Here is a 24,378-nt window from a genome sequence, read left to right on the forward strand (position 1 = left end):
TCCGTTCCGCTGGCCGGATTCGCTCCGCGATCCGGCGATCCGGCTAACGCCGGATCAGTTCCGTACTGGAATGCTCCGCAGTCCAGTACGGAACCTGACACGCACTCCGTGCGTGTCTGTCAGAAAACAGCTGGCTGGGTCAGCCAGGCTCGCTCCTTCCTTTTGAGGTCCTGGCTGGAGTCGATCTCAGAAAAGATTCTCATGCGTCATTTTTTCTCCTGGATCGATTCTGGGCTTACCCTGTACCCCTGCTGTACCGATTCGCTCGTTACGGGCGTCCTGAAACTCTTCGGACCCAATAAGAACGAAAACCGATAGATGGTTTGGAACCAGAAGGCTCAAGCCAGGCTGACGCTATGACGATTGAGAGACCGTCAGGGATCGGATAAGGAATGGGCGGCCTCCGACAGCCGCTCGCGCCCCGACACCCCAGACGCTCTACAAGGCGTCTGACGGGCCGCCAGGCTCCCATCTGTGAGCGGCGGCGGCCCCGGACGCCGCGCGGCCACCGACAAGGCTCAGCCCGGCCCCCGAAGCCGGCGCCGACCACACCCGCCTCCATTCCTCTACTCATTTCTACGGTGCGGGAAGGTGGTAGCTGAGGGGATGTCAGTGCAGCGACCACGCCTGATTGCCCGGCTGAGCAGGTGTGATGGTCCAGATCTGAGATGCACTCAGCAGGAGTTGGCGCAGGGGAAGGCGCAGCAGTTGGCGCGTGGGTTGGCGCGCGAGTTGTCACGAGGTGACGCTCGATCAGGTTGCGTCTTACCTGCTTGCGGGGGTTGTGATCATGCGTATAATTATCTAGTATCGAATCAGCAAGTTGTTCCGGGTGACGCCGGAGCAGCCACGCCGAACACGAAGGGAAGCCCCGTGATGGAGGCAGCGTCAGCAGTGCAGCTGATCAATCAGCTGATCTACAAGCCGGGTTGGACGATCGACGCCGACGACCATACTCACCGGTTCGAGGGCACGGTGAAAGTCAGGTTCACATTCCCCGCGCACAGGTCGGAGCGGAGTTTCGCACCGGAAGGCTACCCGGAGAAAATCACCACGTACGCTGAATTCCCCATCGTTGTCGCGGATTGCGACGATGTGGAACTGTACCGCCGAATTCTCGGCAAGATCATGGAAATTGAGCTGCACGAGGCTCGCGAATTCCTCCGGGTGCCGCCCACGTATTGGGCTCCTTTCCACCCGCACCGTGTGGACGGAATGAAGCGGTGGGGTGACTCAGCCGGAGATCTGCTCTACGGGATTTCCTGACAGACACTCCCGGACGGGGGCCGCATCTCATCTGCGCCCCCGTTCGGGAGACCAGGCCCCGAGCCCTCATCCCGCACTCGGTCAGCGAGGAAGTCATGAGCCCGAATGTCATCATCCTTCTTGTCGCTGTAGTCGCTTGCTACGCGTACAGGAAGGGCCGCGCCCGAGGCCAGAGCGAGAACATCGCAAAGGCGGTTGCGCGGTTCTTCGAGAACAAGTGACCACGCCCTAGGGTGCGCTGGGTGGCCGCGCGTGGCCGCCCAGCGCCAGGCCGCAACGGCGCCGGCCGCCAGGCGATCGGGGCACCTGCCCGCCCGCCGGGGGGCAGAGGCTCTGAGGAAGAGCAGGAGCCTCCCCCGAGATGCTCATGACTCGCGGTCCGAACGCTGCCCAGCGCAGAGGTCACCCCGACCGCTCACCGCCCCCACCGCCCTCAGGTGCGAGCAACTCGCACCGCTTGCATTCTCAGGTATTTTTATCTAGTATCGAAGTCTACCGGGTGACGCCGGTAGAACGCCGAACAGCACGAAGGGGGAGCCCCAGTGGCTCACGAGACCAACCAGAGCACCGCGCGCGCCGCGGTGACGGACACTCGCAATGCGTCCTTTGATGACCTGCTCCAGACCCTGGAGCGGGACCAGGACGCCAAGATCGACATGGTGGCCCCTGCTGCTGCCATCACCTCAGTTGCTGGCAACCTCACTGTGGCCGGCGTGGAGCCGGTACTGACGCCCAGCGGCGTGGCACGCGCCGATGGGGCCTACCGCCCCACCGCCGTGGCAGACGAGGGGATTGCCGAAAAGCTGAGGATCCCTGCCGCTTACCTGCGCCGCATGCGCGCCGAAGCAGTCGACCTGTACGACCTCAACGTCAATGGCTGGCTGCAGCGTGAGCCCACCCGCCGTTTCCTGCTCCGCGCCTTCAAGGGCGAGCCGGGCGTACTGCGTGCGTGGCTTTCCGACGGCTACAAGATCATTGACCATCTGGACATGCTCACCGCCGTACTGGCGGGCATCCGGGAGTCAGGGCATCCCGTGAAGATCACGGGAGGCGACCTCACGGAACGGCGCATGATCGTTCGGGTTGAGTCCGAGCACGTCGCCGCGCTTGCTCCCGAGCTGCTGCGCGGGTACCGGTCGCCGTTCACCGGGCAGACGGGCGATCAGTTGCCCCTTGTCTCGGCCGGATTCGTTCTCACCAACAGCGAGGTAGGCGGCGGCAAGTACGCGATCACGCCCCGCATCGTCGCGCAGGTGTGCGGCAACGGCATGACGATCACGAAGGACGCGTTCGGCAAGGTGCACCTCGGTGCACGGATGACGGAGGGAATCGTCGAGTTCTCCCAGGACACCCAGGAAAGGAATCTCTCGCTGATCAGCGCTCAGACCCGTGACGCCGTCGCCACTTTCATGAACCGCGACTACGTCGAGCGGAAGCTGGCCGACATCCAGCGGGAAGCAGGCCACGAGATCACCAGCCCGGCCGAGGCCGTGGAACTGGTGGCGAAGCAGCTGCGGTTCCCCGACAGTGTGCGCGACTCCGTGTTCAGCCACTTCATCAGGGGTGGCCAGACCACGGCGGGCGGGATCATGCAGGCCATCACCGCTACCGCGCAGACCCTCGATGACGGGGATGCGGCTTACGAGCTGGAGACGCAGGCCCTTTCCGCCATGGGCATCGCCGCGGCGGCGTAGCGGGCAGCCAGTCCCCGTGGGAGTGCGGCGGCCTCCCGCTCCTGCGGGGACGGCAAGCCTGTGGATCGGCGCTCAGGTGTCGCTCACAGACGCGTGAGATGGGACTGGCAGGGCTTGACTTCACGACACGCATTATCTAGTATCGAATGTGCCGATTGGGGGGTGACGCCCCCAGCTGTCGCCGAAACAACACGAGGGGAGACACCCCATGGCCCCCAACAACTCTTCGTCCAGCCGGGCCCGGGAAGGCCTGGCGTCGGTCACCGCGCATGCCGTGGACACCATCACGGATCTGATGAAGACGGCAGGTCCCGGAAGGCACCTGATCAGCACCGCTGTCCATCCGAGCGACGCTGAGCCTGTCATCGCCTATGCCTGGTTCGACGTCATCGGGGAAGGCACTGACGCTCTCTGGAGCGGCGTCTTCGCTGATGCGGCCGCAGTAGCAGAGGTCGTAGCCCTCGGCTTCATCGTCGCCAAGGGCAGCGTCGTACTCGGCACGACATCGCCGACCGGCGAGGAAACGGTGCGCGCCTGGATGGTCGACGGCCATGCGCTCAAGCCGCTGACCGCCGACCAGGTCCGCGACGCCTTCCATGAAACGCTTGGTCCTGAGTCGCCTTCCGTCACTTATCGAACGGCATTCCCGGTTCCGACATCCGCCCCGGCGTAGCCCTTGCTGCGCGCCCCGGTCCGGCGGCCAGTCCTCTCCCCCACGCCTGGCCGCCGCCGGGCCGCCGCCCCGGATTCCCAGCACCGGGGCGGCGGCCCACCCCAAGGGCCCGCAGCTCAGTGGAAGTGCAAGCGCCAAGAGCGCATGGCGCCGCCAGTGCAAGGCCGATCGCGTCCACCCGCACGCCGCCCCGACCGGCTCACGACGGAGGAGATATGACCACCGACAGCCACCAGCCCACCGCCCCCAACATCGCCCCGAAGATCCGCAAACGCGCCAGCGCACAGGAAGTGATCGAGTTCGTCGTCGCTCAGCAGCAGCTCGCGGACCTGGACGTGGACATCGACTTCAAGGCGCTCGCCAGACTCGACGACATGCCCGACGACGAAGCTGTAGCACTGATCGACGAGACGCTAGGACGAATCCTGCTCACCTGACCAGCGGCCGGGGCTTCCTCCCCCCGCACGCCCCGGCCGCTTCCAGGGCCGCGCCCCGCCCAGCCGGGGCGCGGCCCACACACCTCCCCGCCGAAAGCCTGTGGCTCGACCAGGTTGGTGGAGTGCCGGCTCACAGGCCGTTGAGGTCGTGGGTTCGAGTCCCACCAGCACTACGCGAACCACCCGGTCAGGGGCGCGCCCCACCGCCCCCGACCTGCACTCACCGCAAACGTTCCCGAAGCCGGATGGCAGGCCGCTCGCCCCCGAGGACGAGCCCTCATGCGGCACAACGATGTGCGGCGGCGGCCTGGGATGCCCACGTCACCGGCTGAACGCTCGGGACCAGGCGGTACGCCTACAAGGACGGCGTGGACCGCCTGACACCGGAACCGCTGAAGCGCTCCTCACCCGCCTCCGTGAGATCGCCGGACCCAGACTCCCCCAAGCCCCCGGCAGCCGGACATGCGACCCCGCGCGCCCACAGCGCACCGACTCGCTTCCGGCTGCCGGGCCCCCTCGGGCCCCGCAGGCTGCGGGGCCCGACACCGCGGCCTCCCCGACGCCGTTCCCGCCCGGGCGAGCGGGCGCGGCCGACCGGCTGGCTCGTCACTGGCTCCCGGCCCACCGCCCCTCGGCCCCACCTGCTGCGCGGTGCGGTGGACCCGCCCACCGCCCCATGTTCCCTCCGACCGCCGGGAGTTCTGATCGTGAGCGTCGACATCCTGACCATCGACACACCGTCCGGCACGGTACGTGCCACCGCCCAGCCACGGGGCACAGACGCGGTCGTGTACGCAGTGACGGGCGCGCTGCGCGGCTGGGTGCACGTGACCGGCACCCATCATCCGCGCCGCTGGGACCAGTTCACCGCGCTGCGCGTGAGCCTCGGCTCCGTCAACGCCATGGAGGCAACCGCGCCAGGCGAGTCGCTGCCGCGCAGGCGGGGCAGCGCGACCGGCTACACCGGTGGCCTGGTGCGGTGGACAGACTCCGACTACCCGTACCAGCACACCGCGATGACCCCCGTGGAGTCAGCGGCCGGAAACGCCCCTGCCCGCACGATGGCCAAGACCCTCGCCCTGGTCATGCAGGCCTGCGCCGAGGACGTCGCCCACGGGCCCAACCTTCACCGTCTGCTGGATGCCTCCCGCGAGCGTGAGACCCCCGGCCTGCTGCGCTTCCTCGACTGGTCAATACGTCGGGGCGAGGCTGAGGCTGCAGGCTTCGAGCGCAAAGCTCAGGACAACCGCCGCAACGCCCGCGTCGCCGTCTCCAACTGGTGGACGGCCGCCCGGTGGCTCACCGCCCGTCCGCACCCGGTGCTGATGTTGGTGCTGATGAACTACCGCGGGTCGCTCGCAAGCCGCGCCGACTACATGCCCGCATACGCCGAGTACGCCGAGCGTGCAGCCCGCGAGGAGCGTGATCGGGTCGGTCGCCTCCGCAACGAGATCGCTTCCCTGCGCGCCCAGCAGCGGCCGCGCAGGCGAGCCGGCCGCTGCGCCGCCCGGCAGCACCCCGCTGCCGATACTCCGTTGACCGCGCGCAGCAGGAACTCCCCGGCCTGAGCGGCTCTCCGCGGGCGTGGCGCCCCGAGGACTTCGACGACACGTGCGAAACGTGCGAGGTACCGCCTGGCCGGTTCTGCCGTCCATGGTGCACGACCGGATACACCGCCGCCGACGCGCGCCGCGAGGCCGAGCGCGAGGGCCGAGAAGACGCGGAGAAGCGATGACCTGCACTCCTCCCTCTGAACAACTCGCCGCCGCCATCCAGGGAATACCCGACCCACAACGCTTGTTAATCTAGTATCGAACTTGTCTGGGGTGACGTCCCGGCAGGCGCCGAATCCACACGAAGGGAAGTCCAGGCATGGGCTACGACACGTACCTCGTACGCTCCCCAGAGGGCGAGGACGCAGCGTACGAAGCGGCCAGCAGGGCGTTCGACGCCGCCGTGGAGCACCGCGACGATCTCGACCTCCCGTACGGCCACCCGGAGTACCAGGCAGTCCAAGCAGCGGTCACCAGGGCTTACGACGCAATGGAGGCAGTCCGCACCACGCACTTCTACCTGACGACCTGGGCGATGAGTGAGTGCCGGGCGCTCATGGACCACTTCGGCATGCTGGTTGCCGTGCAGCCACCAGACCGCCCCGCACCCGAGGAGCACGGAACCACCGCCGGGGAGGCCGCTCTCGCCCCGGCAGCGGACGACACGACTCCGGCGCAGGTGAAGCAGTACCGCAGGGCCCTGGCGGAGCGGCTGTCCTGGGCACCGCCCCAGCCCGAGGGCATCGCGGCCCACAAGCTCGGCGGCGACGAGGGCTGGACCGTCACCCCCGGAGAGATCCATGCGGCTCTCAGGGCGTACGAGGCCAGCAGGGCCACGAACCCCGCGCTCCTTGCGGAGGTCATCGAAGACGCCGACTGGTGGCCCGAGTGGATCGACTACCTCAAGCATGCCGCCAGGCACGGCGGGTTCCGCACCTACGGGCCCTCCGTAACCTGACGCGCCTCGCGCCGATCACCGCGACACGGCGCGAGCCAAGACCGGCCGGGCCCGTTCCCTTCGTTCGGGGCCCGGCCGCCCACGGCCCGGCACGCGGTCGAGCCTCGTGCGGTCCCCCCTCGAACCGCACCCGCGCTCCCGCGTGCCGGGCCGACCACCTCCTGCGCAACGAGCACGACAAGCACCCATGATGAAGCCTCCCTCCGCCCTGCTCCTGACCTGCGGAGCACAACTCGTCGCACTCGACGTGCCGTTCGGCCATGACGAGAAGTCCAGCGCCGAGCGCAGTGTCGTGCTGCGCGCGGCCCTGCGATGCGACCGATTCGACGTCGTCGCCCTGACCCGCCAGTGGGACATGTGGATCGACGACGAAGGCTTGTACAACCACCCGGTGAATCCCGCAGCCACGGCTCTCGCCCGACGGTTCGGCTTCACGCACCAGCACTATCACGGCCCCGTCCTGCTCACCGGAGGGCCCGACGCGGAAGGCAACACCCTGCCGCTGCTGAGGCAGCAGCTCATCGGCCTGCTGCTCACCTTGGAAGACCTGTGACAGCACCGGGTCCTCGGGCCCGGCCGTGCACGCGACTCCTGCGGGACGAGCCTTCCACCACCGACTCACCCAGGGGCCGACTCGGCACACTGCGCCATACCGCCGGCGGACTGCCGAGCAGCCCAGCCCTCACCCCCGACCACTCAGCCTGAGGAGTAGTGCCATGCCCGACCCCACCACCCTGCCCGATCCGTTCGAGACCGCAGCCCAGGCATTCGGGGCATTACTGGATGCCCTTGGACCCGGACACCATCACCTGCTGTGCAGCGCGTATACCCCCCTCGGGAGCTTCGCCTCCGCGTCAACGACCATCGAATGCACTCCCGACCAGGACCACGTGGACGCCGACTACGAAGGCTGGTTGATGTTCTGTCACCTGCTGGCACAGACCTCCATCGCCTTCCGAGGCGCGACCATCTTCACGCGCACGTACACCACCACCAGCACCTCCGTACTACGCGGCTGGTCCGTCACCAACGGGTGGCCCCACCCCATGACAGCGAACGACGTGTACACGGCGTACTGCATCGACCCCGCCACTGGCGAACCAACCCCGCCGGAGCCGGACACGGACTACCAGGCCGGCACCCCACTCACGACCGCATCGGGCGGCACGCGCCACTGAGCGCCACGAGGGCATTCCCCACGCCGCCGAGCTGATCCGCACCGCTGCCAGCCGTCCAAGACCACGCGTGCTCACTCGTACGCGCAGTCTGCGGCCTTCCCGTACCGACTCCAGCGGGCCCGACAACCGCATGGTCACCACAGTCGACAACCACCCCACGGCCTGACCGGCCGACCGGACGGGCCAGGACGTGCCCGGCCCGTCAAGCACCACCAGCACAGGAGTACCCCATGCCCAGCGCCTCCCCGGCGAAGAAGACCACGACGACCCCAACCAGAGCCGCCTCTGCCGCAACCCCGAAGACCGCGCGGCCCAAGCCGTCGCCCGTGGAAGAAGCCCACGACCGGATCGTCCGCCTCGACCCAGCCCTGATCGTGCGCGACGACTACAACGCCCGGACCACCGGCACCGACCCTGACGACGACCTCAGGGCGTCGGTGGCCGAACTCGGCGTACAGGACCCCATCCACGTCCGCCCGCTGGAGAACGGGACGTACGGCGCGTTCAAGGGATGGCGCCGAGCACAGGCCCAGCAGACCGCCAATGCAACGGCCGAGGCCGAGGGCAGGCCCACGCGTGAAATCCCCGCGATCATCCGGGCCGGACCTGGTAGGCAACGACGCGATGGCGCACCTGCTGTCTCTGATCGAGAACGATCACCGAGACCAGATGCACGACCGCGACCGGGTCAAGGCCATCGAGACGCTGGCGCTCATTGATGTGAGCGAGGAGCAGCGCGAGAAGATGGCCCGCGCCCTGAAGATCAAGCGGGCGGAGCTGCGTGCGGCGCGCGAGGCCGCCCGCCTGGACGACGCCCAGCTCCACCGGGCAAGCATCCAGGGTTTCGACCTGATTCAGATGGCCGAAATGGCCGAGGTCGGCAACGTCTCCCGGGCCGTTCAGATACTGGAAGACGCTCACGCGAAGGACGCTGCCGAGGAAAGCGGCGGGCGCGGCCACTGGGACCAAGCCCTGGCCCGGCTCCGGCAGTCCAAGGCCGACGCCGAAGCCCGTCAGACGGCACTGGACGGGCTGAAAAGGGCCGACGTCCCTCTGCTGCCCGACTACTTCCCGTACGGAACGAAGGACACCTCCCGACCGCTGACCGAGCTACGCACACCCCTGGGCGCGCCGCTCACGCCGGACAAGCACGCCTACTGCTCCGGCCATGCCGCCCGCCTCGATGAGGAGTTCCAGCCCGTCTGGTACTGCTCCGACCCCGCCACATACGGCCACAAGCTGCGCCCAGGAGCCAAGCCGACCAAGCAATCCATGAGCGAGGAGGACAAGGAGGCACGGGCGCGGACCATCGCGGGCAACAAGGCGTGGAAGACCGCGCGAACGGTCCGCGAGGACTTCGTGAAGCGGCTATGCAAGGGAAAGTCTCTGCCCGAACCCGTGCGGCAGTTCGCCCTGCGCACGGTGATGAGCCCGCCCTACCTGTACGCAAAGTGGTGTGAGCAGGGCGAGACCGAGTCCGTCGCCCAGCTCCTCGGGGTCCCGGACCCCACCGCCGACCGATCCCGGACCAGCCGCGAGGGCGATCCGTTCGACGACCTGGTCGCCCGCCTGGGCAAAGCCAAAGGATGGCACCAGGTTTTCGCTCAGGTGGCCGCCGCCTTCGAGTACAGCATGCGCGAGCCGAAGACGTGGCAGGGCCTCAGCCGCCACCAAGCCGCCTACCTGCTGTGCCTGAAAGCGGAGGGCTATCGACTGTCCGACGTCGAGGAACTCACCGTCACCAAGTACCTCCCCCAACCGAACGACGAGAACGAGGACCAAGTCACCGACCTGGCCGCCTGAGCCTGCCGGTCGCGGCGTTGCGAACGGAGGTGCCGCGCCCGACCGTCTCACCTCCGCCACAGCCAAGAACCACGCCGTGCCCGACAGCATCTGTCCATCGGAACGTTGGCGCCACCGCGCGACCGCTCGCGCAGCCTTCGGAACCACCCGTGCCCGCAGCAATGCGACGCGTGGCTACCGCAGATGCGAGATCCGCGACAAGCGGGCGAAAGGACGGCCACCGCAGTGCACTTCGGAAGTGCCCGTCTCTGAGCGCCGTTCACAAACGGGTCCAGCGTCTGACGACCCCACCATCCCACCCTGTCGATCCGGCCGGGCACGGGCGTGCCCGGCCGGATCCGATCAGTCTGTGAAGGATCGATCTCCGCATGAATCTGGCGATACCCCAGCGGTGTACGCACCGCCCCCTGGCCGGCGGGCTCATCGTGCCCTGGGTCTCCATGATCCACAACGGCCATGCCGCTTTCGGAAGCCTCGACGCCGAGCGCGTGTTCCGCGCCTACCGCGACCACCTGTGCCAAATCTGCGGCCACAAATTGGACGAGCGGTGTTTCCTCATCGTCCGACCGGCCGACCAGGCCCGCGGCTACTCACCCGAACCCGCTCTGCACCCGGAATGCCTGCCCTACGCGGCCGCGCACTGCCCGATGCTCAACGGCACTGCCATGCACTACCGCCGCGCTCCGGTACTGGCCAGCCACCCCGCTGGAAGACCCTGCACCGATCCATCGTGCCCCTGCCCGTCACGCGACCCCGACCAAGGCCATGCCTCCCGCAGATGATCTCCACCGCCGACTATCACCTCGTAGCCCAACCGGACGTACCTGGTGCGCCAGCAGGCATCGGCCTCGCTGTCCCGATCCGGCGGAAGCGCCTGCTGCGCGAGGCCGCCCTGCCCGCAGACGCGAAGCAGTTGCTCGAGCTGCTGCGCCGCGCACTCGACCTGGAGAACGATGGGTGAACCCCGCCCTGCGAATGGCTGCCGATCCGGTTGAGGCTCGCTTGCCTCAGTGAGGCACTGGTGACCGTGGGGCACGTAACCGGAGCATCGGGGCGTCCACCGGCTGCAGACAACTTCTGCGTGTACCGCGGGGCGGACGACGGTACCGGGAGGGCGAACCCTCTGGTATGGCCGCCCAAAGCGAACTCGGGTTGCCCGAGTTGACGCCACCCGACTCCCGTCGGGACGGCGCCGTTGATGGCGCGGACGCGCTGGTGGGCACCTGATCGCGTAACTCATTGTGCTAGCCGTTGTCTGTTAGCCCCTGTCGGAAGGTTCGCTCCCAGCTTCGCCGCTGTCTCGGGTTTGCCACAGGTCGCCTCCCTCGTACTTGCTCCGAAGCAGGGGAATCACCCCGCTGGGAATGCGGAACCCCTTCGCCCAGGAAGGGTCGGTGGCGTGGCCGTAGACAGTGGTAAGCAGGAACGGCTCCCCTCCTGTCAGCACACCTGTCGCTTGCAGATCCCTCGACAGAGTGCCGATCGGTTGGGTGAAGCCGCGGAGTCTGCGTGTCTCGTCGTAGCTGGCAAGCTCGTACACCGTCTCCCGGTCCACGAACCCGCCGTTCGCCGCAGCCGCAACAATTGCTTTGACTCGGGATGGATAACGCCTCATCAGTTCATCCATGAACGCCGCCAGCGACTCCGCCGTCCAGGCTTCATCTTCGGAGACTTTGTCGGCCGATGCCTCGCCCAGTTGCTCCAGGTCGCGGACCGATCCCTCGTCCACGTTCAGTTCGAGGAGTTCTTTGGCCCAGCGGAGCAGTTCGCTTGGAGTGAGCATGTAGAGCCCTACCCCGGCCTGCTCCCGCAGTTCCTGGAGGAGTTCAGCACGAGGACGAGGCGGGATGTCGTATCCGCGGTTGGTCCACCAGTCCTTCTTCACGTCCCCCGTGACCAGTAGAACGTCGCATCCGCGGTGCCGGGCCTCCGCCATGAGCTGTACCCACACGAGGTAGTCACCGGCTGCTAGCTCTGGTTCCTTGGTACGGAAGTCCTCGTACCCCGGCGGTATCCCCTCGTCGGCGCGCTCCTGCGCCTCTTTCACGGCCTTGTCGTATTCATCCGACGGCAGCGGCTCGCCGACCCGGCCGTGCAGAAGCGGTTCCAGGGCCTTGAGCACCGGGTCAGTGTGAGTGGTGCCAGTCTCCTTGAGTGCGTCGCACTCGGCCTGCGCCCGGATGAACTTCTTGAGGCTGCCGGCCGCTTCGGCGAGCTCGGTCAGGTCTCGGTCGGTCCGCTCTACAGCCTCTTCGTTGTCCTTGAGTTGGACGGCGTTCAGCCAGGTGGTCACTACTGTCCGGGCCGCGTTGACCGCCTTATCGAGCGCGGCGCTCGCCTCATTGGCCTTGGTTGCGTGGTGATGGCGTACGGTCGGCGACTCGCGGTTACGCCAGAACTCAGTGAGCACCTGGTGTGGAACCCATAGGCGCTCGCGAAGCCTCGCGAGGGCGGCAAGGGTGTCCCGGCGGGTGCTCTCGTTCGAGCGGTATAGGTTGAGCAGCACGTTGGTGTCAAGCACGACCAGACCGGAATCGAAGATCCGCTCGTAGTCGGATCGGAGTGGACTGCGATGGGCCTCGTCGCAGTCGAAAACGCCCCGCACTTGCGGCTGGTCGGACGTGGTGGGCGCTGCTGCCATGAAACGCTCCCCTGGAATCGTAAGGCGCATCAGCCCTCCCCGGCTGGGTGCGCGGGGGAAAGTCTAGGACCGGATCGAACCACTGCGACCGAGGAAACAGCGGCGATTCCGACACCCCGGACGTCTGCCGATCAACGGGCGCCAGGGCTGGTCATCCGACGCGATCCACGGCGAAGTACCCATGGGCCCGGATGACGTGCAACTGACCCGTCAGCGAGGATCCCGATCTACAGCTTGCCAACCACGGATTCGTATATCTAGTATCGAATAATTGGCACTGGTGTAATTTTGCAACGGCCCACCGAGATCGCGCCCGAAAGGAGGGCACCAGCATGCAGGTCGACGGCACCCGCCAGATATACGCGTCACCGCTGCCGACGACCTCGCCGTCCTCCGCCCATCCGGCCCGCACGGCCCTTCGCCCTTCACCACGCCTTCCTGGAGGAAGACGATGACCGGCACCGACGAGAACGAACTCCTGGACTCCAAGCAGATCCACGACGAGTTCGGTCTCAGCCCTTCGCGCCTGAGCGAGCTGTACCGGGACCGCACCACCACCGGATGCCCGGAGCCGGACGCGATCGAGGGCCGGCGCCGCCAGTGGAAGCGCGGCACCATCGGCCCCTTCCTGACGGCCTACCGCGCGGCAAAGACGTCCCAGTCCTCCGTCCGCCACAGTCTGCTCACCGGCCCCCGCGATCGGTTGATGTCGACGTCGGAGGTGGCCAAGGTGCTCGGCCACAAGCGGACCGTGACCCTGCTCGGCTGGCTGCAGGACCGGCCCGGGTACTTCCCCGAGCCCGATGTCGCAGAGACCACCGACGGCGGCCGGCTTCGCCGCTCCTGGTATCTGGGCACCGTCGCCGACTGGATCGACCAGCGTCCCGGCCCGGGCAACACCCAGAGCAAGTCCCGCACGCAGGCGGCACCTCCGGCCGAGAACGGAGACCCGGAGGAGTTGCTCGACACCAAGCAGGCCGCACCAATGCTCGGCTACAGCAACCACCTGGAACTCAACCGAGCCATCGCCCGCGGCATCCTGCCCGAGCTCGCCAGACCGGACGACGTCCTCCGCAGCAACCGGGGCCTGAGCAGCAACCGCTACAAGCGCCGACGGGTCGCCGCTCTCGCACATGCCCGCCAGCAGATCCCGACCAGCGCCGAACTCGACGAGCGCCGCATGGCAGCAGCCGTGCATGCCCTGCGCACGGCCACCGACCCTGGAGCGGTCACCGTCGAGGTCCTGGCCGAGTCCCACCCCGGCCACGGCAGCACCATTGCATGGAAGAGGGCGATCGACGAGGCCCGCGGCACCCTGCAGGCGGACAACACGCACGAACGGAGGTAGCGCGCTGCCGGCGCTATCCTGACGATGTACGGCACCCGGCTGTGGGTTTCCTTCGTGTGACCCCGGCGGGCCGGGTGTGTCGGCCGATGGCCGGGGGAGGCTGTCAACCTCCCACCGGGATCCTCGGATCCCGGGCCGGCCATCGCTCCGTTCGGACGCCAGCCGCGCGGGCAAGTTCGCCCCCCCCTTTGCCCCTTCCCCCTGTCCTGCTGGTCGAGGAGCGGTGAGAGGAGCGGTGAAGGGCCGCCCCGACCATCGGCGTCGACCGGCGCCACCGGGCCCGCCGATGGGGCAGAACCCTTACGCCACACGTGGTTCTGCACGCCCAGTCCAGGACGAGGCGACCGCTGACGAAGGCCGGCCCCCGGGCACTTGTGCGGCATCCTCCCCGCCTTTTTGCCTAACAGGGATTCAGACGCAGACTGCGAAGCCTCAAGCGCTGCCCACGTCCTCACACGAAGAACAATTCCAGACCGCGGTCGGGCCGACCACAGCTCTCGTGTTCCCATCGTGACCGTGGTCGGGGCATTGTGGTCGGTGGTCGGGTCTGGGCCAGCGGGTCTCCTCAAGGTCGGCTATGACCCGTACCGAGCTGGGAGATACAAGTGACCACCACCCCCACGGCGTCGTTCACTCCCCGGCCCGCCGAGCCGCTGCCCCATCAGCTCCTGGCCGCGCTCGCCCAGCACCGAATCGCCACCACCAGCCAACTCCGCGACATGCTGCGCCCCAACGCCGCCCGCCAAACCATCTCCACCCCGCTGAACAGACTGCAGCACGAGGAACTTGTCGACTACACAGTGCTCCCCCAGTCCAACCGCACCCGCGCCTGGTACCTCACGATCGAGGGAGCCCGCCTCACGCGGGACTTCCCCGCACTGCGGGGCCGTCCTCCCCATCCGATCAACTCCACAACGGCCGCTTCACTGAAAACCCCGCACACACTCACCGTCGTGCGCACCCACCTGGCCTTCGCCGCCGACGCCCAACGACTGGGACACGAACACGGCCCCTGGGACTGGACCCCCGAGATCTCCCACCCCCTGGGAGAAGGACAACGGCTCGTAGCCGACGCCGTCATGCACTACACCGTCACCACCGGCGAACACCAGCGAAAACTCCGAGCGTTCATCGAAGTCGACCGCACCACCATGAGCAGCGAACGCCTCGCCGTGAAGCTGATCGAGTACGCCCGACTGTTCCACTACGAGGCCCAACCCGTCGGCCGCCGCAAGCCCGCATCCACCGGCCCGGTCTGGCTCCGCTGGTATCCGGTCTTCCCCCGCGTGCTCTTCGTCCTCACCGGCGCCACCCGAGCCAGACTCGACCACCGAATCCGGGACCTGCAGGCGATGGTCGCCCAACATCCGCTCGTGGCAGCCCTCGCCCGCGAAGTCCGACTCGCAGCCGCCGTACTGGAAGACATCGAAAACCACGACCCCGCCACACCACCATGGGTGCCACTCACCGGCGGCGAACCCCGCACATGGGCAGACCTGTAGCAACCCCGCCGTGCACCTGAACAGACACGACACGACCTCGTGCCGCCGCACATCCACGGCCTCTTCCCACGGACCCCTACCGAAACGCCACCAAGGCACACACGCGAGTGACCATCCCCGCGGGTGCGGGGAGCAGCGGAGAAACGGCTGTGCCGCCGTCCCGGGGTGGGGACCATCCCCGCGGGTGCGGGGAGCAGTGCCAGACCGGCGCGGACATCCTGACCGTCGAGGGACCATCCCCGCGGGTGCGGGGAGCAGCAGCGTCCGCCCGTGAGCGCCCTGGGGTCGCCGGGACCATCCCCGCGGGTGCGGGGAGCAGGTGCCGTAGCCGGTGCGGAACGAGGCGACGTCGGGACCATCCCCGCGGGTGCGGGGAGCAGTCACCGGCGGGCCGCCCGCTGCTGCTTGACGAGGGACCATCCCCGCGGGTGCGGGGAGCAGGCGGCCCGCCCCAGCACGCGGCGGCGCTCGGTGGGACCATCCCCGCGGGTGCGGGGAGCAGACTGTGCGACCTGCGGGCTTACTTCGCCTGAGGCGAGGTTTTGCACACTTTCATCGACTCCGGCAAATAGGACATAGAAGGCGCAGGTTCCGTGGGGGTGCTCGGTGATGTGGGGATCACGCTACCCCTGGAGGGATTGCGAGTGAAGCGCTCAGATCGGCTGCGGCTTGGCGTGTTCGCTTGTTTTGGCCTGCTGAGTGCTGGTTTGCCGGTAGGAATCTTCCATGACAGGTGGGGAGTTGCTGACGGACGCTCGATCGTCAGGGCGTCGCCTTGATCCGCCAACCGGTTCCTGCATCACTTCAGAATCGGCCAGCTTGCAGGCTGTGCTTTCCGGTTGTTCCCGCCGTCGGCGTCTGTCGAGCGGACGCTTCTGCTCGGGTGGCGTTCCACTGGTGGGCGCGGCGGCCGCGCCACCCGATCCAGCCGCGGTCGTCCAGGATTGTCGGGATCCTGGATGCCCGCGTGATTCAGGAAGACCGTCAGGTCGTGGTCGCTGTCAGCTCGGTGGGGGGCACGTGGTCAGGCGGCAGGTGCGCCAGCCGGACCCGTCCCGTACGAGTGCGCCGCGCACTTCGAGGTTACGCAGGTGGTAGGCGACCGTGCCCTTGCTGCGCAGCCCGACCGCGGCACCGATCTCCGTCATGGTCGGACCCTCTCCACGCTCCGCTATCGACCGTCGAATGCAGGCCAGGATCTGCTCCTCGCGCTCGGTCAGGTGCGCAGGACGCCGGTTCACCGCGCACCTTGCTGCAGTGCGCGCGTGTGAGGTCACCGGCGTACCGGCGGGCCGTGGCGGGGGTGCCGCCGGCGTTGTCGATGTCCATGCTCACCGGCAGCGCCGTCGTCCGGGTGAGGGCGAGAACGGTGTCGGCCAGGTCACGCGGTCCCAGCACGTTCTCGTCCGGCAGCCCCAGGGCCGTGGAGACCTCCAGGCCGGAGACCCACAGGGCGTCAAAGCCGGTCTCCATGGCGACCTTGGCGGCCACTGCGCTCGCGGCGCTGATCGCCCGCAGCGGGCGGCGGGCACCCGCTGCGGCGGTGAGCCGAGTGATGAGCGGGGCTATGTCGGCCTCGGTGCGCGTGGTCACGACGCGGCTCCTTCACGGTCGGGCAGTAGGCCGTGATGGGCCAGGGCTTGCCAGGCGGTGTGCAGGACGGTGGCGCGGTCCTGCGCGGCATTGATCCGGACGATCTTTCCTAGGGCGGGGAACGCGCCAGGCGTGTCGGCCACGGACTGGTAGACCTCTCGGACCCGGGTCTGAACGTCCAGCACATCCCAGTCGGGGCGGGTGGCGTCCCCCGAGCGGTCGGCAGCCCGTTCCATCGCGGTCTCCGGTGTGATGTCCAGGACAAGCGTGAGGTCGGGCACCAGGTGGAGCTGCTCGGTGAGGCGGGCGTACGTCTCTTTCGGGGCGCGGTCGTGCTTGACCGCGAAGAAGGCCAGCTCGGACAACAGCCAGCGGTCCGCGATGACCGGGCGGGCCGGCAGGCTAGGAGCGATCAGTCGGCCGGCGGTGGCCTGCTTGTCCGCCGCGAGCGCCGCCAGGTAGCGGTCCCGGTTCTCCTCGGTGGGCTGGTACTTGCCCTCCACCAGGTCCGGCGCGACCGCCGCGTCGAGAAAGTTGGTGGTGAGCACGGCGAGCGGCGTGACGCGGAACAGGCCCTCGAAGAGGCGGAACAGGCCCTTGCGCAGGGTGGTCTTGCCGGTGCCATCCAGGCCCTCGACGGCAATGAAGGGGTATCGGTCCATCGGGTTACTCCACCTGTCCGGCGCCGGTGCCCCCGGCGTACTTCGTGAAGCGGCCACGCCACGGGATCGACGTCGATACCAGGTCGACCAGCCGCAGCTCGCCCAGCTCCTCCAGCAGCCCGGGGAGCCGGCTCTCGGCGACGATGCTCTCGGTGATCGCGCGGCAGTAGGCCATGCGTACGGCTTCGTCCGCCGCAGCAGTGCGCAGCTGCTCGGAAAGGACCCGCTGGGCTGTGCCGAGGGCCACGATGCTCGTCGCGCTCTGCAGCGTCTTCAGCGTGATCGCGGTATCGACGGGCTGGAGGGAGGTGTGGTGGACGCCGAGGTGACGGATGACAGCGAACGCGCCTGTCCACCAGGCCGACGCCGTGCACACGGCGGCCACCGCAGCACGGACGACCCGATCGGTGACACCCTCGAGCAGGGTGTCGGCGACCTGGTCGGCGCTCGCGGCCAAGGGGTTCGTCCCAGCGTCGGTCGTTCCGTATGCGGCCGGCATGTGCAGCCAGTGCTGAAGGCCGGCCTGGTCGATGACGGCCTCGGCCGGCGGTTCGGCGAGCGGGTCGGGGCGCGCGGTCAGCGCGCTCGGCGGGGTCTGCGCGAACAAGGCGATGCCGCCGGGCGGTGCGAGGAGTTGCTCGCGCAGCTGCGGCAGGTGCAGGGCCAGGCGCTGGACCTGCAGGCCGTCGGCGAGCGTCTCCCAGGACGCGCACAGGTTCGGGCCGGGTGGGGAGAGGGTCACACGGGCTCCTTTCTCGGGCGTTGAGGACGCCCTTTCTGGATTCGTCAGGACCGGACGCGGCACAGCGGCCGCGATCACGGCGCACGGCCGCGCGCAACCCTGGCACCTAAAGGTCGAAATAGGGCAAACGACTCTGGCTCTAGATCTCGCAGAAGGGTGTCACCGAGGCGCCAGCCTGCTCGAACTGCCGTACGCCATGCAGAAGTTGGCCCGACCGGACGCCTCGCGTCGACGGCGGCCGGGCGACCTCGTCCCGCTGCGGGCATCTCCGGCTCGACCGCCACGGGGGACGGTGGGGCCTGCCCGGTGGCCGGGCGCGGGGTCATCCGGCCACCGGGCAGGGGCTTGTCAGGCCCGCGCACTGATCTGCTCCAGCAGTTCGTCGAGGTCGACGAGTCCTCCCTGCCGACGCGGGGGTGTTCCGCGCGGCTGGCGTACGTCGCCGTGACCCGGGCAGTCGCCCCGCCGCCGCGAGGATGTTCCAAGGCGCATACCGCAGCGGAACTCGCCAGTGTCGCCTTCTCCGCCAACGCGAGGGCACTGCGGGTTCAAGTCCCGTCACTCACCACCATGATCAACTCGGGATGTTCCGCAGCTGGGCAAGGAGCTGATCCGACATGAGGCCTCCCGCCGACGCGGGGGTGTTCCGATCCTGTACCGCGTCGCGCGCACGATCCTCGGGTCCTCTCCTCCAACGCGGGGTAATCCGCAGATCCGGAGCATCGCAGAAGCGCAGCGCACGTCCTCCCCACCGCAGGTGCGAGCCCTGCTGCCGCCCCCGCGCCGGGCGGCTCCGGTTGCGGGAGGGCGCGGCCGTCACCTGTCCGGCTCTCCCGCACTGCTGGCCAAGCGAGCCCGAGGCAGGGTCGGTAGCAGTCAGTGCTGTCGAGGGAGAGTGACCGATGAATTCTGTCCGCCGCAACATCGCCCGTACCCGAGGACTCCTGCCGCTGGCCGCGGTTCTTCCCGCTGTCACCCTCATATCCGCGATATCCGCCGGCCCCGCTGCGGCACGCGACGCGGGAGACTCCCCCGCCTTGCACGGGAGCGCGAAGCCGACCGTCGTGCTTGTGCACGGTGCCTGGGCCGACGCCTCGGGCTGGAGCGAGGTCATCAGCAGTCTCCAGGCGCAGGGCTATCCGGTCATCGCCACCGCCAACCCGCTGCGCAGCCTGTCCGGCGACTCCGCCTACCTCGCCGCCCGACTGAAGACGATCAACGGCCCCGTGATTCTGGTCGGTCACTCCTATGGCGGCGCGGTGATCACCAACGCGGCCGCGGGCAACCCGAACGTCAAGTCCCTCGTATACATCGCGGGTTTCGCCCCGGACAAGGGCGAGACCACCGGCGAGCTCGCCGCGAAGTTCCCCGGAAGTCAGCTCACCGACGACCCCAACGCCCCGCTCCCGACGGCGCTGAGCGCCGTGCCCCTCGGGGGTGGCCCCACGGACGTCGACCTGTACCTCAAGCCGGAGAAGTTCAACAACGTCTTCCTCAGCAACCGGGTCGACGCGGCTCGCGCCGCTGTCCTCGCCGCCGCCCAGCGTCCCCTCAACGCGACCACGAACGTTCAGCCGACCGAAGCGGTCGCGTGGAAAACGATCCCGTCGTGGTACCTCGTGGCAGATGACGACCGCACGATCGGCACCGAGAACCTGCGCTTCATGGCCAAGCGGGCCGGCTCGACCACGGTCGAAGTCGACGCCCCGCACGACGTGATGGAGACCAACTCGGACGCGGTCACGGAGCTGATCCTTCAGGCGGCGCACGGCTCGAGGCCCAGCCTCGCCCACACCGGCAGCGGCCGCCAAGCCGCCGTTCTCGGCGGGGCCGCCGCGCTCGCCCTCGGCAGCGGAATGCTCCTCGTGACCCGTTCCCGCCGCGGCTCTCGTTCCTGACGGCGGACGCACTTCGGCAAAATCGCCACCCACCCGGCCGAGGTCTACGGGGCCTGGGCGGCAACCTCGGATCTTGCATCACTGCAGCGCGCAACCGCAGCCAACCGCCGGCTGCGGGGGCCCGGCGGAGCACCGCCGAGCGTTCCTGTTGTCGGGCCGTGATGCCCGGGCCGGGTCAACGTCGGCGGCGCAGACTCGGGTGAGGAAGTACTTCTCCACCTGGCGGACCTCCCGGCCACCGACGAGGTGGTCCTTGCTGCGCTCCGCGAGCTGCGCCCCCAACTCGACCGCCTTCTCGTCGATACCGAGTTCTTCGCTCAGCTCGCGGAGCGTCGCCGTGGAGTGGTCCTCCCCGTCCTCCAGTGAGCCCCCGGGCGTCGCCCAGAAGCCGCCGTTCTCGTCGTAGCGCAGCAGCAGATCGCAGGGCCTGGAGCGTGGCGAGCGCGTGCGCTGGGACGATCTCAGGGCAGGGCGGTCAGGACACCGCGGGGGCGCCAGCGGATGTCGGCGGTGCGGGTGTGCGAGTGCTCGACGGGTTCGGTGGTCACAGAGGGCGGGGGGCGAGGGCGCGGGCAGAGTGTCGGGGTCCGAGGAACGCCGCAAGGTTCGCTCCCGACGGTGTGGGGTGGGTGACTGCGGTCCAGCTGGTGCGTGCGTAGAAGCGCAGGGTGTCGGTGGCGCCGACCGAGGTGAGCAGCCAGCAGCGGCCGTCCGCGCGGTCCTCGGTCACTGCACGCAGCAGGCGGGCACCGAGGCCGGTGCTGCGGGCGCTGGTGGCGACCGCCAGTTCGTCGACTTCCCGGGCGCCGCACAGCCAGTCCCTGGTGCGTTGCTCGCCGAGTGCGGCCGCGATCTGCGGATAGCAGCGTTCCATCGGGAAGGGCTGGGGTGTGGTCCAGGCCGTGGCCCAGCCGAGGACGGTGTGCTCCCGCAGCGCGACGGCTGCGACGAACCCGGGCCCAGTTCATCGGTTCCCGGTCGGTCCAGGTAGGAGTCCGCGCGTGCGGGTTCCTCGTTCCAGGGCGGGGCACCGAAGGCGTCGGCGTACACGTTCCGGATCCCGTCGCGGTAGGGCAGCAGGCGCGGGACGATGCGGACGGCCGGTCCCATCACGCGGCCCGGGCCGCGGGGGTGGCGAGCGGGGGCAGGGAGGCGTACTCCAGGGGCGCGAACGGGTCGATGGACACATCGAGGGGTACGGGTTCGGTGCCGGAACGCATCAGCAGGTCTCCGACAGCCGCGATCATCGCCCCGTTGTCCGTGCACAACGCGTGCGGCTCATGTCCCAGCCCAGTAGCAGGTACATCGCTTCACCGTGCTCTCGGCCGGCGTGCCCGATGCGGACCGTGCCCGGCGCGATGCCCGCATCGGCCAGGGCCTGGTCGACGGCCTCGGCGTAGGGCCAATGGGGCAGCAGATCCGGGCGCAGCAGGCCGGGTGGTCGCAGCATCAACGCTCGCCTCTGCATTAGGCGGTGTTGAGGAGGGTGGCGGCTGGGCCGATGGCGGTGGGGCCGAACTTGGCGCGGATGCGGTCGCTGACGGCTTCGGCGCTCAGGCGGTCTTCGCGGGCCTGGTCGAGGCTGATCTGCTCGGCGATCTGGTCGGCGCCGACCAGGTCGTGGCCGGTGAGGGCGAGTCCGGTCAGGCGGCCGCGTTGCAGGCCCGCGGCGTCGATGAGCCGGTAGGCCAGGGTGCGCAGGTCCTCGTCGTGTGCGGAGGGCTCGGGCAGGCGCCGGGTCTTCTCCCAGGACGTGCCGCCGGCAAACCGCAGGGCCAGGGTGAGGCCGCGGGCCACCTGGCCCCGGCTCCGCAAGAGCCGGCCGAGTTGCACCACCAGATCGAGCAGGGTCGCGCGGACCGTGGTGCCGTCCAGGGTGTGCCGGGCGAAGGCGTGCCGCACGGTCGCGGAGGCCGGCAGGGCTTTCGGGGTGACCGGGCGGGGGTCGATGCCCCGGGCGCGGTCGGTGGCGAGTCGGCCTGCCCGGCCGCCGAGCAGGCGCTGCACGGTGGCCGGCGGGATCGCGGCCAGCAGGCCCACCGAGTGCACGCCGTAGTCGCGCAGTACCGCGGCCTGGCGGGGGCCGATGCCATGCAGGGCCTCGACGGGCAGTGGGTGGAGCCAGTCGGTGACCTGGCCGGCATCGATGGCCAGAACGCCGCCGGTACCGGCGATCTGTGCGCAGGCGGTAGCCGCGACGGTGACGGTCGGCCCGATCCCGACGCGTACGTCGATGCCGAGGCGGGTCAGGGTCCGCACCCGCAGCACCTCCCCCAGGCGCCGGGCGTCCGTGCCGTGGAAGCGCAGGGCGCCCTTCAGTTCCACCAGCGCCGCGGCCGGCGGCAGTGCCTGGACGACCGGTGAGAGGTCCGCGAGCAGTTCGAGGACCTCCCGGTAGCGGTCCTCGGGCAGCCGGTCGGGGCAGCGCACATGCATCACGCTCGGCCCCCTCGTTTCGATTCCTGCCGCCATGGCACCCACCGCCTCTCCCCACCCACAATATCGAACTAGAATTCGAACACGCGAGAGGTGCGACTCCGCGGCAACCAAAACCGGGATGGAACATGTTCGACGACCTGCCACCTGACCTGGGGCGACTGCACACCCTGCGGGTCTGGCACACCCTGTGGCTGCAGCGCATCGACGACAAGATCGCCGCCATCCAGGCCCGGGAGGCCGAGCAGGAACGCGGCCGCCGGCGCCGGCCCGAACCACCGCAGTGGATCGTCGAGCTCGGCATCGGCAGCGGCCGCCCGCCCAGCGAGGTCCACACGGGTGACTGCCACATCGCGGGCAGGCGCCGCCGCGCCATCACCCGCGACGAAGCCCGCACGCTGCTCGCATCGGGCCTGCGCGCCTGCAGCCACTGCCGCCCGGACACCGCACTGGACATCGTCGACTTACCGAAGTGCCCATCCCGCCCCCGTCGGCCTCGCCCGCGACACCTCGACCGGCTATGCGCCCAGCCCTCTCCCCCGCGCAGCACGGACCGGCACCCCGGCCCTCCACGGCCTCGCCCGCGGTTCCCTTCACGACCATCCCCGACAGGACACCCCTGATGACCAGCGCTCCTCCCCCGCCGCCGCTCAGCGAACCGGACCCGTCCACCTTCACCTGCTCCACCAGCCAGGTCGGCCCCTGCTCCGGCTGCCACCGCCACACCCACAAATACGGCCACGGCGGCCTGCCCCTGTGCCACTGGTGCATGGCCACCGCCCAGGCCAACTGGGGAAACACCGTCCGCTTCACCGGCACCCGGACACCGGCGGTCTGACCCGCAGGCCCGGCACCGCCCGGACGCCCCGGGACAGACGGCGCGCGTTCGGGTGGGCACCGGCCGACAAAACTGCCTGACGTGGAAGGCATGGCGGGTGACCTGGACCATGCCGCCACCCATGCTGACCACCCCTATCCCCCAGCCGGTTCTGCGGCCGGGGTGGGCCGCAGAGCCGAAGTGGGACGGATACCGGGCCCAGCTCTCCCTCGACACCGGCAGGGTGGAGCTCCGCTCGCGGCGCGGCACGCAGATGACGGAGGCGTTCCCGGAGATCGTGGACAGCGCCGCCCAGCTGCCCGACAGGACCGCGGTCGACGGCGAACTCATCGTGTGGGAAGGAGACCGGCTGGCCTTCGAGCGGCTCCAGCAGCGCCTGCCACGGCGCGGCGCCGCCGCGGCCCGGGCCGCAGGCGAGTGGCCGGCGCACTTCGTCGCCTTCGATCTCCTGCGCCTGTCGGGCACGGACATCACCCGGTGGCCGTACCGGCGCCGCCGCTCAGCGCTCGAGTCCCTCTTCACCACCCGCCGACCGACAACGCCCTGGGCGCTGTGTCCGTCGACCACCGACCAGACCGTCGTGACCGAGTGGCTCACCTGGACGACGGTCGGCATGGAGGGGATCGTCTTCAAGCGGCTCGACGACACCTACCGGCCCGGAGCAAGGGGGTGGCTGAAGTACAAACCCCGCGAGACGACCGAGGCCATCGTCGGCGCCATCACCGGCACGCCGGCCGCTCCGCGTACCCTCCTGCTCGGCAGATACGACACGACCGGACATCTGCAGTACGCCGGCCGCACCACCACCCTGCCCCACGATGCCGACCGAGCCCTCGCCGGGCTCCTCACCGCCGCGGGCCCCGGTCATCCATGGACGGGCTGGTCGTTCTCCGCGGGGTGGAGCACCCGCGAGGCGCTCACCGTCACGCTGATCCGGCCCGAACTGGTGGTAGAGGTCGGCGTCGACGTCGCTCGGGACAGGGCCGGCCGGTGGCGGCACCCGGCCCGCTGGCACCGCGTCAGGACCGACCTGCCTCCATCCGAAGTCGACCCAGCCCTCTGACCCGATACGTCACCAGAGATGTTCACCGCGCTTGTCCCGCACCCGTTGACGCTGCCCCAGGCCGTAGCAGCCCGCCACAGGTGCAACGGCGTG

The 24,378-nt window shown here is 69.1% G+C and carries 25 protein-coding genes, 3 pseudogenes and 1 CRISPR repeat array; of the genes and pseudogenes, 18 read left to right on the forward strand and 10 right to left on the reverse strand.

Going from position 1 to position 24,378, the window contains the following annotated elements; genetic code table 11:
- Nucleotides 1-873: 873 nt before the first annotated feature.
- The 12 genes from IE265_RS34595 (at nt 874) to IE265_RS38790 (ending at nt 10,523) form a co-directional block, all read left to right on the forward strand.
- Nucleotides 874-1,266 (forward strand): hypothetical protein, encoded by a 393-nt coding sequence (locus IE265_RS34595; RefSeq protein ID WP_190039735.1) that lies wholly within the window; start codon nt 874-876, stop codon nt 1,264-1,266.
- A gap of 542 nt (nt 1,267-1,808) precedes the next feature.
- Nucleotides 1,809-2,960, forward strand: a complete 1,152-nt coding sequence (locus tag IE265_RS34600) for a DUF932 domain-containing protein (RefSeq protein WP_229916880.1) — start codon at nt 1,809-1,811, stop codon at nt 2,958-2,960.
- A 208-nt stretch (nt 2,961-3,168) separates the two neighbouring features.
- Nucleotides 3,169-3,633, forward strand: a complete 465-nt coding sequence (locus IE265_RS34605) for a hypothetical protein (RefSeq protein WP_190039736.1) — start codon at nt 3,169-3,171, stop codon at nt 3,631-3,633.
- Nucleotides 3,634-3,848: 215 nt separating this feature from the next.
- Nucleotides 3,849-4,070 carry a hypothetical protein gene (locus tag IE265_RS34610; RefSeq protein ID WP_190039737.1) on the forward strand — a complete coding sequence of 74 codons (222 nt, stop codon included), beginning with the start codon at nt 3,849-3,851 and terminating at the stop codon, nt 4,068-4,070.
- A gap of 707 nt (nt 4,071-4,777) precedes the next feature.
- Nucleotides 4,778-5,638 (forward strand): hypothetical protein, encoded by an 861-nt coding sequence (locus IE265_RS34615; protein WP_190039738.1) that lies wholly within the window; start codon nt 4,778-4,780, stop codon nt 5,636-5,638.
- A gap of 304 nt (nt 5,639-5,942) precedes the next feature.
- Nucleotides 5,943-6,581: a hypothetical protein gene (locus tag IE265_RS34620; protein ID WP_190039739.1), complete on the forward strand. Its 639-nt coding sequence runs from the start codon at nt 5,943-5,945 to the stop codon at nt 6,579-6,581.
- A gap of 187 nt (nt 6,582-6,768) precedes the next feature.
- A complete protein-coding gene (locus tag IE265_RS34625) occupies nt 6,769-7,134 on the forward strand; it encodes a DUF3846 domain-containing protein (RefSeq protein WP_190039740.1) in 366 nt (121 codons plus the stop codon).
- 163 nt (nt 7,135-7,297) lie between these two features.
- Nucleotides 7,298-7,759, forward strand: coding sequence for a hypothetical protein (locus tag IE265_RS34630; protein WP_190039741.1), 462 nt, complete (start codon nt 7,298-7,300; stop codon nt 7,757-7,759).
- Nucleotides 7,760-7,989: 230 nt separating this feature from the next.
- A complete protein-coding gene (locus tag IE265_RS39545; protein ID WP_229916881.1) occupies nt 7,990-8,478 on the forward strand; it encodes a ParB/RepB/Spo0J family partition protein in 489 nt (162 codons plus the stop codon).
- Nucleotides 8,384-9,562 (forward strand): hypothetical protein, encoded by a 1,179-nt coding sequence (locus tag IE265_RS34635; protein WP_229916882.1) that lies wholly within the window; start codon nt 8,384-8,386, stop codon nt 9,560-9,562. The genes IE265_RS39545 and IE265_RS34635 overlap by 95 nt, the downstream gene beginning before the upstream one ends.
- Nucleotides 9,563-9,930: 368 nt before the next feature.
- Nucleotides 9,931-10,344, forward strand: a complete 414-nt coding sequence (locus IE265_RS34640) for a hypothetical protein (RefSeq protein WP_229916883.1) — start codon at nt 9,931-9,933, stop codon at nt 10,342-10,344.
- Nucleotides 10,341-10,523, forward strand: a complete 183-nt coding sequence (locus IE265_RS38790) for a hypothetical protein (RefSeq protein WP_229916884.1) — start codon at nt 10,341-10,343, stop codon at nt 10,521-10,523. Before IE265_RS34640 ends, IE265_RS38790 begins: the two co-directional genes overlap by 4 nt.
- A gap of 297 nt (nt 10,524-10,820) precedes the next feature.
- Here the strand turns inward: IE265_RS38790 and IE265_RS34645 are convergent, their stop codons facing one another.
- Entirely contained in the window at nt 10,821-12,203 is a 1,383-nt protein-coding gene (locus IE265_RS34645) for a PIN-like domain-containing protein (RefSeq protein ID WP_190039742.1), read from the reverse strand.
- A gap of 451 nt (nt 12,204-12,654) precedes the next feature.
- Between IE265_RS34645 and IE265_RS34650 the strand changes: the two genes are divergently transcribed.
- Together IE265_RS34650 and IE265_RS34655 are read left to right on the forward strand one after the other, a co-directional pair.
- Nucleotides 12,655-13,551: a hypothetical protein gene (locus IE265_RS34650; protein ID WP_190039743.1), complete on the forward strand. Its 897-nt coding sequence runs from the start codon at nt 12,655-12,657 to the stop codon at nt 13,549-13,551.
- A gap of 605 nt (nt 13,552-14,156) precedes the next feature.
- Nucleotides 14,157-15,053, forward strand: a complete 897-nt coding sequence (locus IE265_RS34655) for a replication-relaxation family protein (protein ID WP_190039744.1) — start codon at nt 14,157-14,159, stop codon at nt 15,051-15,053.
- Between the two features lie 107 nt (nt 15,054-15,160).
- Nucleotides 15,161-15,555: direct repeats of the CRISPR family, unit length 29 nt; unit sequence GGGACCATCCCCGCGGGTGCGGGGAGCAG.
- Between the two features lie 499 nt (nt 15,556-16,054).
- Here IE265_RS34655 and IE265_RS34660 read toward each other — a convergent pair.
- The 4 genes and pseudogenes from IE265_RS34660 to IE265_RS38800 all read right to left on the reverse strand — a co-directional run bounded on the left by IE265_RS34660 (nt 16,055) and on the right by IE265_RS38800 (nt 18,050).
- Complete coding sequence (locus tag IE265_RS34660; protein ID WP_308434843.1) at nt 16,055-16,330, reverse strand: LexA family protein; 276 nt, start codon at nt 16,328-16,330, stop codon at nt 16,055-16,057.
- A pseudogene (locus IE265_RS39040) lies at nt 16,317-16,646 on the reverse strand (isocitrate lyase/phosphoenolpyruvate mutase family protein); the annotation flags it as partial. The gene IE265_RS34660 and the pseudogene IE265_RS39040, both read right to left, overlap by 14 nt.
- On the reverse strand, nt 16,643-17,308 hold the full coding sequence (locus IE265_RS34670; protein ID WP_190039746.1) for a dTMP kinase: 666 nt from the start codon (nt 17,306-17,308) through the stop codon (nt 16,643-16,645). The gene IE265_RS34670 and the pseudogene IE265_RS39040, both read right to left, overlap by 4 nt.
- Before the next feature lie 4 nt (nt 17,309-17,312).
- On the reverse strand, nt 17,313-18,050 hold the full coding sequence (locus IE265_RS38800) for a hypothetical protein (RefSeq protein WP_229916885.1): 738 nt from the start codon (nt 18,048-18,050) through the stop codon (nt 17,313-17,315).
- Nucleotides 18,051-18,952: 902 nt separating this feature from the next.
- On the opposite strand from IE265_RS38800, the gene IE265_RS34680 reads away from it, so the two are divergent.
- Complete coding sequence (locus IE265_RS34680) at nt 18,953-19,948, forward strand: alpha/beta fold hydrolase (RefSeq protein WP_190039747.1); 996 nt, start codon at nt 18,953-18,955, stop codon at nt 19,946-19,948.
- A gap of 78 nt (nt 19,949-20,026) precedes the next feature.
- Here IE265_RS34680 and IE265_RS38805 read toward each other — a convergent pair whose 3' ends face one another.
- The 5 genes and pseudogenes from IE265_RS38805 to IE265_RS34705 all read right to left on the reverse strand — a co-directional run bounded on the left by IE265_RS38805 (nt 20,027) and on the right by IE265_RS34705 (nt 22,384).
- Complete coding sequence (locus IE265_RS38805) at nt 20,027-20,551, reverse strand: NUDIX domain-containing protein (protein ID WP_229916886.1); 525 nt, start codon at nt 20,549-20,551, stop codon at nt 20,027-20,029.
- Nucleotides 20,493-21,058, reverse strand: a pseudogene (locus IE265_RS34690) (GNAT family N-acetyltransferase). Before IE265_RS34690 ends, IE265_RS38805 begins: the two are co-directional and overlap by 59 nt.
- Nucleotides 21,058-21,225 (reverse strand): annotated as a pseudogene (locus tag IE265_RS34695) (tRNA (adenosine(37)-N6)-threonylcarbamoyltransferase complex transferase subunit TsaD); the annotation flags it as partial. The pseudogenes IE265_RS34695 and IE265_RS34690, both read right to left, overlap by 1 nt.
- Nucleotides 21,192-21,398, reverse strand: a complete 207-nt coding sequence (locus tag IE265_RS34700; RefSeq protein WP_190039780.1) for a hypothetical protein — start codon at nt 21,396-21,398, stop codon at nt 21,192-21,194. The gene IE265_RS34700 and the pseudogene IE265_RS34695, both read right to left, overlap by 34 nt.
- A 17-nt stretch (nt 21,399-21,415) precedes the next feature.
- Nucleotides 21,416-22,384 carry a DNA polymerase Y family protein gene (locus IE265_RS34705; RefSeq protein ID WP_229916896.1) on the reverse strand — a complete coding sequence of 323 codons (969 nt, stop codon included), beginning with the start codon at nt 22,382-22,384 and terminating at the stop codon, nt 21,416-21,418.
- A 128-nt stretch (nt 22,385-22,512) separates the two neighbouring features.
- On the opposite strand from IE265_RS34705, the gene IE265_RS34710 reads away from it, so the two are divergent.
- The 3 genes from IE265_RS34710 (at nt 22,513) to IE265_RS34720 (ending at nt 24,285) form a co-directional block, all read left to right on the forward strand.
- Complete coding sequence (locus IE265_RS34710) at nt 22,513-23,007, forward strand: DUF6233 domain-containing protein (RefSeq protein ID WP_229916887.1); 495 nt, start codon at nt 22,513-22,515, stop codon at nt 23,005-23,007.
- Nucleotides 23,007-23,222: a hypothetical protein gene (locus IE265_RS34715; protein WP_190039749.1), complete on the forward strand. Its 216-nt coding sequence runs from the start codon at nt 23,007-23,009 to the stop codon at nt 23,220-23,222. Before IE265_RS34710 ends, IE265_RS34715 begins: the two co-directional genes overlap by 1 nt.
- A 121-nt stretch (nt 23,223-23,343) precedes the next feature.
- Nucleotides 23,344-24,285, forward strand: a complete 942-nt coding sequence (locus IE265_RS34720; RefSeq protein ID WP_229916888.1) for an ATP-dependent DNA ligase — start codon at nt 23,344-23,346, stop codon at nt 24,283-24,285.
- Nucleotides 24,286-24,378: the final 93 nt, after the last annotated feature.

The sequence above is a fragment of the Streptomyces fructofermentans genome (assembly GCF_014651055.1).
GTDB classification, from domain to species: Bacteria; Actinomycetota; Actinomycetes; order Streptomycetales; family Streptomycetaceae; genus Streptomyces; species Streptomyces fructofermentans.